Source organism: Microcystis sp. M_QC_C_20170808_M9Col, assembly GCF_007095495.1.
GTDB classification, from domain to species: domain Bacteria; phylum Cyanobacteriota; class Cyanobacteriia; order Cyanobacteriales; family Microcystaceae; genus Microcystis; species Microcystis aeruginosa.
Window position 1 is genome coordinate 1 of sequence record NZ_SFBZ01000079.1, and the last position, 9,980, is coordinate 9,980.

At 39.0% G+C, this 9,980-nt stretch carries 17 protein-coding genes and 2 pseudogenes; 9 read left to right on the forward strand and 10 right to left on the reverse strand.

What is annotated here, in order from left to right; genetic code table 11:
* Together EWV68_RS04975 and EWV68_RS04980 are read right to left on the reverse strand one after the other, a co-directional pair.
* Positions 1–206 (reverse strand): hypothetical protein (locus EWV68_RS04975; RefSeq protein ID WP_287169020.1); only part of this gene is annotated, 206 nt, incomplete at its 3' end.
* Between the two features lie 86 nt (positions 207–292).
* Entirely contained in the window at positions 293–598 is a 306-nt protein-coding gene (locus tag EWV68_RS04980; protein ID WP_008202213.1) for a HigA family addiction module antitoxin, read from the reverse strand.
* 226 nt (positions 599–824) lie between these two features.
* On the opposite strand from EWV68_RS04980, the gene EWV68_RS04985 reads away from it, so the two are divergent.
* Positions 825–1,061 (forward strand): hypothetical protein, encoded by a 237-nt coding sequence (locus tag EWV68_RS04985; RefSeq protein WP_008202209.1) that lies wholly within the window; start codon positions 825–827, stop codon positions 1,059–1,061.
* Complete coding sequence (locus tag EWV68_RS04990) at positions 1,061–1,513, forward strand: type II toxin-antitoxin system VapC family toxin (RefSeq protein WP_002750618.1); 453 nt, start codon at positions 1,061–1,063, stop codon at positions 1,511–1,513. Before EWV68_RS04985 ends, EWV68_RS04990 begins: the two co-directional genes overlap by 1 nt.
* A gap of 202 nt (positions 1,514–1,715) precedes the next feature.
* On the opposite strand, the gene EWV68_RS04995 is transcribed toward EWV68_RS04990, so the two are convergent.
* Positions 1,716–1,925 carry a type II toxin-antitoxin system RelE family toxin gene (locus EWV68_RS04995; RefSeq protein WP_008202207.1) on the reverse strand — a complete coding sequence of 70 codons (210 nt, stop codon included), beginning with the start codon at positions 1,923–1,925 and terminating at the stop codon, positions 1,716–1,718.
* On the reverse strand, positions 1,918–2,163 hold the full coding sequence (locus EWV68_RS05000) for a hypothetical protein (RefSeq protein WP_002734321.1): 246 nt from the start codon (positions 2,161–2,163) through the stop codon (positions 1,918–1,920). The genes EWV68_RS04995 and EWV68_RS05000 overlap by 8 nt, the downstream gene beginning before the upstream one ends.
* Positions 2,164–2,974: 811 nt before the next feature.
* On the opposite strand from EWV68_RS05000, the pseudogene EWV68_RS05005 reads away from it, so the two are divergent.
* The 3 genes and pseudogenes from EWV68_RS05005 to EWV68_RS05015 form a co-directional block, all read left to right on the forward strand.
* A pseudogene (locus EWV68_RS05005) lies at positions 2,975–3,070 on the forward strand (PEP-CTERM sorting domain-containing protein); the annotation flags it as partial.
* Between the two features lie 198 nt (positions 3,071–3,268).
* Complete coding sequence (locus EWV68_RS05010; RefSeq protein ID WP_002783391.1) at positions 3,269–3,562, forward strand: nucleotidyltransferase family protein; 294 nt, start codon at positions 3,269–3,271, stop codon at positions 3,560–3,562.
* Entirely contained in the window at positions 3,559–3,903 is a 345-nt protein-coding gene (locus tag EWV68_RS05015; RefSeq protein WP_287169022.1) for a HepT-like ribonuclease domain-containing protein, read from the forward strand. The genes EWV68_RS05010 and EWV68_RS05015 overlap by 4 nt, the downstream gene beginning before the upstream one ends.
* 237 nt (positions 3,904–4,140) lie before the next feature.
* Here EWV68_RS05015 and EWV68_RS05020 read toward each other — a convergent pair whose 3' ends face one another.
* The 6 genes from EWV68_RS05020 to EWV68_RS05045 form a co-directional block, all read right to left on the reverse strand.
* Positions 4,141–4,407 (reverse strand): Txe/YoeB family addiction module toxin, encoded by a 267-nt coding sequence (locus EWV68_RS05020; RefSeq protein ID WP_287169024.1) that lies wholly within the window; start codon positions 4,405–4,407, stop codon positions 4,141–4,143.
* Entirely contained in the window at positions 4,400–4,660 is a 261-nt protein-coding gene (locus EWV68_RS05025; protein WP_061431962.1) for a type II toxin-antitoxin system Phd/YefM family antitoxin, read from the reverse strand. The genes EWV68_RS05020 and EWV68_RS05025 overlap by 8 nt, the downstream gene beginning before the upstream one ends.
* A gap of 329 nt (positions 4,661–4,989) precedes the next feature.
* Positions 4,990–5,457, reverse strand: coding sequence for a type II toxin-antitoxin system VapC family toxin (locus EWV68_RS05030; RefSeq protein ID WP_008202187.1), 468 nt, complete (start codon positions 5,455–5,457; stop codon positions 4,990–4,992).
* Positions 5,458–5,721: a hypothetical protein gene (locus EWV68_RS05035; protein WP_002800342.1), complete on the reverse strand. Its 264-nt coding sequence runs from the start codon at positions 5,719–5,721 to the stop codon at positions 5,458–5,460.
* A 134-nt stretch (positions 5,722–5,855) separates the two neighbouring features.
* Positions 5,856–6,050 (reverse strand): hypothetical protein, encoded by a 195-nt coding sequence (locus tag EWV68_RS05040; RefSeq protein WP_287169026.1) that lies wholly within the window; start codon positions 6,048–6,050, stop codon positions 5,856–5,858.
* 171 nt (positions 6,051–6,221) lie between these two features.
* Positions 6,222–7,259, reverse strand: a complete 1,038-nt coding sequence (locus tag EWV68_RS05045) for a fatty acid desaturase (protein ID WP_287169028.1) — start codon at positions 7,257–7,259, stop codon at positions 6,222–6,224.
* Between the two features lie 408 nt (positions 7,260–7,667).
* On the opposite strand from EWV68_RS05045, the gene EWV68_RS22045 reads away from it, so the two are divergent.
* The 4 genes and pseudogenes from EWV68_RS22045 to EWV68_RS05065 form a co-directional block, all read left to right on the forward strand.
* Positions 7,668–7,748 (forward strand): hypothetical protein, encoded by an 81-nt coding sequence (locus EWV68_RS22045; protein WP_373276091.1) that lies wholly within the window; start codon positions 7,668–7,670, stop codon positions 7,746–7,748.
* Positions 7,726–7,976, forward strand: a pseudogene (locus tag EWV68_RS05055) (endonuclease III domain-containing protein); the annotation flags it as partial. The gene EWV68_RS22045 and the pseudogene EWV68_RS05055, both read left to right, overlap by 23 nt.
* 46 nt (positions 7,977–8,022) lie before the next feature.
* On the forward strand, positions 8,023–8,745 hold the full coding sequence (locus tag EWV68_RS05060) for a lysozyme (RefSeq protein WP_081106801.1): 723 nt from the start codon (positions 8,023–8,025) through the stop codon (positions 8,743–8,745).
* 474 nt (positions 8,746–9,219) lie between these two features.
* Positions 9,220–9,980, forward strand: a 761-nt coding sequence (locus EWV68_RS05065) for an IS5 family transposase (RefSeq protein ID WP_287169029.1), incomplete at its 3' end; no start/stop codon positions are given.

Here is a 9,980-nt window from a genome sequence, read left to right on the forward strand (position 1 = left end):
TGGCAGTATTCAATTGCTTCGAGAACGGCGGCTAAGGGTAATTCTTTGCTGTCGGCGACTTCTTCAGGAGTCATTTTGTTGGCGATCGCATCTGACCAAACAGTGAAAGCTGTCAGCTTGCTGCCTTTGACGTATAGTTGCTGTCGCCAAGAATGAGGACGTTTCTCTAAATACTGCCATTGAGTTTTCGCCGCGTTAGTGGTCATGCTGATGCCTTGATCAAAGCTGGTATCCCTAGTTTATCAGCTACAGAAGCAGCGCACCGTCGAAGGCGGCTCTCTTCGAGATCGCGCTAACCCAATGTTGTTTGGTGTTGTAACCCAATCGGATTCACAATAATTCTATCTTCCTGTTTTTTAACCTCAGCAAGATCATAATTCATCTGGAGGCGCAGCCAGAAAGCAGGGGTGCTACCGATTGTCTTTGACAAACGCACAGCCATTTCCGGGGAAATCCCCGCCTTGCCATTGATTAGGTTAGATAGTCTAGAGCGTGACACGTTCAGCATTTTTGCCGCAGCCGTAACGGTCAATTCAAGCTCTTCAATCGAACTTTTGACAATTCTGCCCGGATGTACGGGATTTTTCAGGGTCATCATGTTTTTTCCCTCAATGATAATCTACAAGGTCAATGTCGAGAGCGTTTCCATCTTCACCCATCACCCATCCTCAAAATCCCCAAATCACTGAAAATCCTGATGCTGACAAGGAAGTAGTGCAGATACCGGCGTAAGCCATGAGGGAGAGGAATGTAAAGATTTATTAAATATAGAGAAATTGCGGCATGAGATATGATCGATATGGTTGCCTATTAGTCTAAGTCAAATGAACATTGAACAAGTTATCATTAAAAACCTAAGAAAACTTCCCTTAGAAAAACAACAAGAAGTGTTATCCTTCACCGAATCTCTCACCTCAAGAATTTCCCTCCCTTCCCCAGATTATAGTCTCACTCCCCAGGAAAAAGCTCAAAAATGGCAGAAAGTAATCGCTAAACTTCCTAAAACAAGTGCGAATTTACCTGATGAAGCTTTACACCGTGACACTATGTATGAAGACTAATGACTCAATATTTACTGGATACTAACATTTTGCTTCGGGCGGCTGATACGTCTTCAGCAACTTATTCTCTTGCTAATAATGTAATTACTCAAATCGTTGAAACAGCTAATGAATGTGTTATTATTCCTCAAGTTTTAATTGAATTTTGGGTAGTTGCAACCCGACCCCTTGATGTTAATGGTTTAGGTTGGACTCCAGCACAAGCTACAAATTATGTCAATGATTTATTAGATAACTTTACATTAATTGCAGAAACGCCGGATATTTTTCCCCTTTGGTTTCAATTAGTCACCATCTACAACATTAAAGGAAAACGCACTCATGATATTAGGCTTCTTGCTGTTATGAAAGCTTCTAACATTACCCATTTATTAACCTTTAATCCTGATGACTTTATCCCTATTCCCAATATTACCATCGTTCATCCTCAAGATTTCATTAATTCCCAATAATTAGGCAGCAAATCCGACATACCGCACCACAATCCCTCACGGAAGTGGATAGTTCACCTGAAAAGGGGAAAAACAGGGAAAAACACCTGAGAATCCTTCTTCTGTGAATCACTGTCTTATGGCGAAAGGAGAAACAGCAGTCTAGAAAAGAGTTCTGGTATTATTTATAGACATCGCCGCGAGGTTTAATAGTTGTAATGATTTATAGATTGTTGTCTCTATCTTCAAAAAACAACACTCGATACTTACCTACTCGCAATCTTAGTTCATCTCTTCCGTAAAGGGGTTTAATATCTAATTTTGTAGAATCCGAAATCAAAGTATCCAAAGCTTCAAGAAGACGAATTTGATCATTTTTAGGCATCCTTTCTAAGGAGCGTTCTGCTTGTCTAAGTAGAATATAATCAGCCAAGTTTATCTCCAAATAATTTGTATTTTAATTCTGTTGAAGTGATTCCAGTATCTCGACCGGATAAATAATCTTGCCATGCTGCTTGGCTTTCAGCAAGTTCTTCGGCTGGAATGATCTCATCGTCATCTTTTGGCGCTACGGTCGGCTTGATGATAGTTTTTAAATCCTCTAAAAGTCGCAACTTATCCGTAAGGGGAAGATTCTCTATTTGGCTGAGGATTTCATAGTAAGTTGTCATAGACCTTGATCGTATCAGATAATCCGAACACACCTCGAATAATACCACATCCAGATACTAACCAAAAATGGTCAAAACGGTGGGCTGTTCACAACCGACTTGGTTCTGCGGTTTCTTTATCGGGATTAAGAAAGGAATATAAAGATTTATTAAATTGTAGCTTTTAATACAGTTGTGGGGGGGAGTGTGTATTGTTGTTTTGTCCGCCTTTGGTGTTGGGTTGTTGCTTAATCTGGCTGCGAGGGGGAGCAATCGCACTTTGAGGAGATACATTAATGAAAACAAGTGTAATATACATAACGGCTGTATTAACTTTATTGGGACTAACTGTGTCTCGACAAGCTAAAACATTTAACTTAAGTGAAAACAAAGACTTTTTAATAGCTCAATCTGGTCAAGTATATAAGTGTATAAATGATCATGACAGATTTTCGATAGTGCCAGGTATTCCTGGTGCAACTTTTAGTAGCATTAGTTGCCTGATCCCCGCAAAATTGGTAAAAAGATGTATGCAAAAAACTATTTTGGATAAAACTTTCCGGCGTTGTTCTTTAGCCAACCCCATCTTACATGGTGTTCCAGTCAATACATATTATTCCATACAAGTTAGTAGGTCGGGATATCCCACATTTTTTACTATCGATTAATTTACAGGAATATCTATCCATGTATCGATTAGTGTGGGAATCTCTGATACCTCAATATTTTTGAGAACTTGTTTCATGGCTTAAGTAGGTGCATCTACATCTTTCATTGTACCTTATCTAATCATATCTACATATCTAATAGTGTTCCTCAAATTATAACTTTCCTCCTCGCTCTCGGCACTATCGGCGCAGCTTCAACCCTGAAGCGCAAACTAAAACCATCCCAATCTACCGAAAAAGAAACCACAAAAGTAGGCTAAATTGCCCACTAAAATACCATAAATGCCTCTTCATTCGGTCAGTTGAGGGGGTATTTTTTGCATAACTCTCTCAATTCTCATGATTTCAAGGAGGATGGTTTATTTTTTCATCCGCTATCTGCTACAATACAGATACAGGAAATAAAATTTTGATCAGTAGGGTAAAAGTCTTTTCCGTTATCTTAGAAGGTAAGCATCATGAAAAATTTAGAAGAAATTAAAGCGATTTTGGGTCAAGTTAAGTCCTTAGTAAAAGAAAAGTATCATGTCAGTGAATTAGGTATTTTTGGAGATTATGTAAAAGGAGAAGTGCAGGAAAATAGTGAAGTTAATATTCTGATAGATTATACAGAACCGCCTAGTTTACTGGATTTAGTAGATATGGAATATTATTTAAGTGATTTACTTAAGGTAAAAGCGGATGTTATCAGTAAAAATGGCTTAAAAGGAAGAAGGCGAGAAAGAATTTTATCCGAGGTTATTTATGTATGACGCAACGGGAATTTAGAGATTTATTGCAAGACATTCTAGAGGCAATTTGTCAACTAGAAAAGATGACTCAGGCTCTAAGCTTTGAAGAATTTTCAACTAAGATAGAAATCTTTCTTTCGGCAGTAAAATTAATTGAAATAATTGGGGAAGCAGTCAAAAATATTCCTGATGAAGTGAGAGTTAATTATCCTAATATTCCTTGGAAAAACATCGCAGGTATGCGGGATAAATTAGTTCATGAATATTGGGCAATTGATGAAAAAGTCGTCTGGAAAGTGATTCAAAACAATCTCCCCCAGCTAAAGAGAATCATTATCAGTATTATTGAGAAATTACAATAAATTTTCCTGCCTCTCTGGTGTCCCGTTTTTTAACTTGGCTTCTACGACTAGCATTGATTAATCCTCGACCCTGGCTAAATTAAGTATAACACAGTTTACCTACAAATAGTAGAATGAAAATCGTGCTTCGCGGTTGATATTCTGGTCGGATTTCATCCCCCGCAAAGGTGAGTATCTTGTCGAAAAATCTAGCGGGGGCATTCATCCGACATTTTAGGTAAAATAAATTAAAAGGGGTTATTCATAATGAGTCCACATCCGTATAATTTTGACAACCTTCTCTTCTGGAATAACCTGATCAACCAAACGATGCTGAATATTAATACGTCTAGAATAATAGCTCGCTAAATCACCACTGAGTTTCTCATAAACAGGATAAGATTGACAGGGATTTGACTTAAGAATATTTAATAACTCGTTAGCTTGTTTTGCCAACCCAGTACGAGCCAGCTTTTCAGCATCTTTTTTCGCTTGTTTGGTAAAAACCAACTGCCAATTATCCATTTAAAATTGCTCTGATACCCGCCTCATCCAGACAATCTTCAATGGAAGTGTTGCCACCTTCAATAATTGAATCTACCATACCAGGAATAGAATACAAATAAAGCGTTTCTTGAATAGATTTCCAATCTTCCTCAGCAATTAAAATAGCATTCTTTTTCGTACCAGATAACAAAATCGGTTGATGATTATCATTGGTATCATTCACTAATTCATCAATTTGTTCTTTGGCCTCAGTAACAGTAACAATTTTCATGTAACTATCCCTTAAATTAACAACATAACCGATTCTAACACAAGTCAACTATTATTCCGCATAATAGCACCTTTTCTAAATATTTCTCATTTCTCCGATTAAACGCCAAGGAATAAGAGGATAGCGAGACTTAATTTCCTTTGGTACATTTCTAGTTGCTTCTCCAATTAGATATTTGTTTGATTCTTGACCAATGCTGCCGATGTCATTCCCTTTGTACGTTGTTCAATTTCGCTGCATCAGCTTAATTCCTTTACTCCCTTGAAGGGGATTATTTTTTCCACCTTTTTAAACTCTAAAAATTTCAGAGTTCACAGCTTATCGCTTACTTAAGATGGATAATTATTAGGATTTTCCATCAGCAATTCCTCACTGATAACAGCAACATTCAATTCATTATCTGCCGAGACAAAAGTGATAGAAGGTAAACCACTAGCTAGGCAAAGTGTATTAACAGCACAACCTACTGCTAACTGGATTGCGTCATAACCTCTTAAACCATAAGTTTCCGCTAATACCATTCCTGAATTAATTATACTTTCGGTAATTTCAATGACTTGATAATCTTTAAGCGAGTCCTTTCTCAACTGATGAACTATTGCCGCTGCATCGGTAACGCTAATACTTCCAGTGCGGGATCTTCGCGTAATAGCAGCTACAATTTCTACCTTGGCGATTGCGGCAATAAATATTTCATTATTTAAAGCATCAGTAAATAATTCCAATACCCATGCTGAACCAGTTTCGCTGATATAACGCTTGACCAAGGCACTACTATCTAAGAAATAAAGTGCCATTTAACGGCGTTCCTCAATAATCGTTTCTGAAATAGGTTTTCCCTCGATTTCAATCAATCGTCGCTCAGTTATCGGTTGAGATGAAGGACGCTTAATCTGCTTGACTAATCCAGCATCAAGAAGAGATTGGTGAAATACCGCTTGTTTCTCAGCTTCTTCTTTATCCATAAGATACTGTTGAATCTTCTGATTAAGCAGCTGAAGTTCTTTTAGCTCAAGAGTCTCAAGCTGATTCAAGATTTGAGTAAGGATTGCCTGTGTCATAATCTGCCACTTTTTTTGCTGTCTGAGTAATTAATCTTTTATAGCAAAGTTATAATTGAGCTAGTACAATAGACAGTATCATAAAAACTCACTCTTTAGACCTGCTTGATCGTAAATTTTTAGATTCTAGGCGCTTAATATCCTCTTGTCAGTAGCTGTTGAAAAGCAAAATGATCAAATCCTAGAGAACAGATTAGATATTTGTTTGATTGGTTCTTCGTTACTTGGTATGGTTCGATCAGGGGGCAGAAATCGGCTAAATCCTTATCTGGCAAGGGACTTAATTGATTAGCTCGTTCTAGATTGAAAACAATTGGCAAAAATCGCATGCTGCCGATGTCATTCCCTTTGTACGTTGTTCAATTTCGCTGCATCAGCTTAATTCCTTGCCAGTGAACCAAATAAAGAGAAAGACTTTACCGCTAGTTTTGGCAACTATTCTCGGTGTGAGAGGAGGAGGCAGATTTTGCTGCCGTTTCCCCCTCATAGCTAAGATAGGATCAGTTTTTGCGGTAAAAAATCTTACTGCCTTGGTCACTGACAAAATGACAATTGCGGTAGGACTGCCAGAGAGATTTGAAAATCGGTTCTTTCGAGACGCGATAATAGTCTCCTAAGACGGGACGGATAGCCTCGGTTGCTTCTTGGAGATGATAGTGGGGAATAGTGATAAAAATATGATGGGCGACGTGAGTACCAATTTGGTGATGGATGGGATTAAAGATGCCATAATCGCGATCGATGGTAGAAAGCGCCCCTTTAAGAAAGTACCAATCTTGACCGCGATACCAGGGAATATCATTTTCGGTGTGGTGTAGGAATGTCACCAGGTCTAACCAAACCACAAAGACGATATAGGGCATGATGTAGTAGTTAAACAGAAACCAAAAGCCTTGGCTAACACCAACCCCGATTAATAGACCTAACATAAAGGTACAGCATACGGTGCTAGTCAGTACCTGCCACCGTTCCGAGGGGCGAAAGAGGGGGCTTTCGGGCATAAAATGGGACCCCTGTTTATTAGGGGAACGACGGAAAAGATAGAGGGGATAAACAAATAAAATTAGCTGAAAACGAGCTAATTTTTCGTACCAAGCCATATTGTTATACTGGGTTTCCGTGACGGGATACCAACTTTCATCGGTGTCGATATTGCCAGTATTAGCGTGATGGGTGCGATGACTGATGCGCCAACCGTGGAAAGGTACGAGAATAGGAGTATGACTGAGATGACCGATTAAGTTATTTAACCAACGATAACGGGAAAAGGAACCGTGACCGCAATCGTGACCGACGACAAATAGGGCCCAAAACATGGTTCCCTGCATAAACCAAAAAAGGGGGAAGAACCATGCTTGATTAATCTGGTAAGTTATCCAGTAAAGTAGGGTAATAATGCCAATATCAAAAAAAAAGTAGGCTAAAGAGCGAAAAACGCTTGATTGGAAGCAACGGGCCGGGATAGCTAGACGGACATCCTGTAGGGTAAATGGCAAAAATTCTCTTTTTAGGGAGGGTTTAGGTAGGGTTTGGGACACTAGGTTATAACTCAAGATAGATGACAGGGCAGTATTGACGAAGGCTTGAGTAGCTCAAGTTTTCTATTTCTCGATGCGCTATCTTTTCTCTATCTCAGCTAAGAAGCGGACAAGACCGAGCGATCGAGCGAATTTCGTCTAACTCACCAGAATTATATTGTAGGGCTTAATGTAACTTAACAAAAGCCACTAGGGAAAGTGAATCACATTCTCCCCCTGTCTGTCCGTCTGTCCCCTTGGACATCTAGTACAATAATATCTGAGAAAATAGATAAGACTCTCGGTTATTCAATCAACATTATGAACCAATTACCTATTCATCCAGCTAACAAAAATTTTACCCATAGTTGCTTGACTTTTGCCGATTTTTAGGCGGGAATTGGTGGCTTTCGTCTCGGTCTTGAACAAATCGGTTGGCAATGTGTTTTTAGTAACGAAAATAACCCAGATTGTGTGAAAACCTACAATCACTCACGGTTTTGGCATTAATCAAGGGGTGACAGTTGATACCCACGTCAAGCACCTTAGTCAGCGCCTCGGCTTGACGAAACACAAAGAGCCAACTCGCATCGAAAAAGATTTAATGACCTATTACCCCAAGCAGATTGGGAAAATTTTGCCATTCGCCTTATCTATCACGGACGAGCAGTATGCAAGGCCAGAAAACCTGAATGTTATAACTGCCAATTGGCTCACCTCTGTCCTGCTGCCCAATAAACATATTAACATTGTTTTGTCAGCAGATAAGTTTAGAGGTCCATTTATGGCAATAGCAACTTTGACAGCACTTCACGACACTGCGATCAAGAAATCGACAGAACAATCCAGTAAGCTACCCGATACTGAGAAAAAGATTTACAAAGCCGGACAAACCATCAGCATCGACAGGGTGGAATCTGCACCCAACGGACATTTAAAAGTAACCCTCAGTTTTGGTGCTGGTGTCTGGTATATCTTTGAAAAAGATTGGTCTCCTATTCCAGAGTCTATAGAAACAGAAGGAAGTAGTAGCAAAGTTCCTGAACAAGCAGTTCAGATTATAACTGAGTTTGAAGGTTTTGTCCCTCATGTTTATAATGACGGTGTGGGAGTGGCGACGATTGGGATTGGAACAACTCGGTATCCTAATGGCAAACCTGTTCGTTTTGGCGATCCAAATATCACCTTAGAAACTGCTCAGAGTTATTTATCCCACGATCTTGAAAACACCGTAAATCATCTGGCTGCTTCAATTCCTTATTGGAATGAGATGAATGATAATCAGCGTTCAGCCTTGATTTCGTTTGCTTACAATTTAGGCGATCATTTCTACGGTAATCCCGGTTTTAATTCTATCACTTCTGCTTTGCGAGATAAACGCTGGAATGATGTACCCAAGGTTTTAGAACTCTACTCTAATCCAGGTTCCAATGTCCATGAAGGTCTGCTGCGACGGCGCAAGGCTGAGGGTGAATTGTGGCAAGGTAAGGGGAAATTTGCTGAGTAAGTAGTTGTGTCTCTGGGGTGATATTTGCACCACAGAGACACAGAGAACGCAGAGAGATATTTATTTGCTACTGGAATAAAGTATGGGATTATTGTTTGTCGGTTTTAAGCAAAATTTCTTGATGAGAACTATGTTCTTGTTATTTATCTGCTTATTTTGCAGTCAAACAACTCTTGCAGAAACCTTAGAGACGAGAAATTTTATTGTCAAGATTACTAGGAATTGCCCCGAAGGAGAGGTAGTATGTAATAACGTCTCATACACCGGAAGAAGTCTAAGAACCGCAGAATCAATTAAACTTACTGGGAGAACTGTGGCTCTTCTCGACTTTGTGTGATAATTTTTGCTTATGGAATCGTGAAATGCTTACTGGGCAAGACTTTTAGGACTATTTTGCTGAAGAAACTATCAGTAGCTCTCTTGCATAAGTCTAGACAAAATAGGATAAAATAGTCCAAGAGTTAAGATTGAAAGATGAATTACGAACAAGTAAAAACTTTAAAGCCAACAGAGTTCAAACGCTTGTGTGGCCTGTATCCAGATACATTTAAGGATATGGTAACAGTCCTAAAGGCAGAAAAAGTTTGGCAAAAAAAGACAGGTAGGCCTAGCCAATTGAGTACGGAAGACCAACTCCTAATAACATTAGAATATTGGCGAGAATATCGCACCTATTTTCATCTGGGAAATAGTTGGGGTGTTAACGAATCAACGGCGTATAGAATTGTTAGGAAAGTAGAGAATATTCTCATCAAATCAGGTCTGTTTAATCTACCCAGAAAAAAAGCCCTATTAGAAAGTAATAGTGAAATAGAAGTAATAGGGGTGGATGTGTCAGAACAGGAGATAGAAAGACCCAAAAAAAAACAGAAATCATGCTATAGTGGCAAGCAGGAGTACCACACATTAAAGTCGCAAGTCGTTGCCGATCAAAAAAGCGAGCAGGTAATCTGTGTCCGTTGTGAGAAAGGAATAGTCCATGATTTTCGACTGTGGAAAGAGAGCAAAATAAGGTTAAATAAGGAAATAGAAATATTAGGGGATAAAGGCTATCAAGGAATTCAGAAAATCCATCAAAACAGTCAAATTCCTCATAAAAAAAAGAAAAAAGAAAAACTAAGTAAAGAGCAAAAAAAAGCCAATCGTCAGTTATCACAACGGCGCATAGTTATAGAACATATTCATCGTCGTCTCAAAATATTTCGGATACTTTCATCAAGATACAGAAATCGCAG

Coding starts and splice junctions, on each gene's coding strand:
- EWV68_RS04980 (WP_008202213.1), bottom strand. CDS start 598: ATGATGACCCTGAAAAATCCCGTACATCCGGGCAGAATTGTCAAAAGT.
- EWV68_RS04985 (WP_008202209.1), top strand. CDS start 825: ATGAACATTGAACAAGTTATCATTAAAAACCTAAGAAAACTTCCCTTA.
- EWV68_RS04990 (WP_002750618.1), top strand. CDS start 1,061: ATGACTCAATATTTACTGGATACTAACATTTTGCTTCGGGCGGCTGAT.
- EWV68_RS05000 (WP_002734321.1), bottom strand. CDS start 2,163: ATGACAACTTACTATGAAATCCTCAGCCAAATAGAGAATCTTCCCCTT.
- EWV68_RS05010 (WP_002783391.1), top strand. CDS start 3,269: ATGAAAAATTTAGAAGAAATTAAAGCGATTTTGGGTCAAGTTAAGTCC.
- EWV68_RS05015 (WP_287169022.1), top strand. CDS start 3,559: ATGACGCAACGGGAATTTAGAGATTTATTGCAAGACATTCTAGAGGCA.
- EWV68_RS05020 (WP_287169024.1), bottom strand. CDS start 4,407: ATGGATAATTGGCAGTTGGTTTTTACCAAACAAGCGAAAAAAGATGCT.
- EWV68_RS05025 (WP_061431962.1), bottom strand. CDS start 4,660: ATGAAAATTGTTACTGTTACTGAGGCCAAAGAACAAATTGATGAATTA.
- EWV68_RS05030 (WP_008202187.1), bottom strand. CDS start 5,457: ATGGCACTTTATTTCTTAGATAGTAGTGCCTTGGTCAAGCGTTATATC.
- EWV68_RS05035 (WP_002800342.1), bottom strand. CDS start 5,721: ATGACACAGGCAATCCTTACTCAAATCTTGAATCAGCTTGAGACTCTT.
- EWV68_RS05040 (WP_287169026.1), bottom strand. CDS start 6,050: ATGCGATTTTTGCCAATTGTTTTCAATCTAGAACGAGCTAATCAATTA.
- EWV68_RS05060 (WP_081106801.1), top strand. CDS start 8,023: ATGGCAATAGCAACTTTGACAGCACTTCACGACACTGCGATCAAGAAA.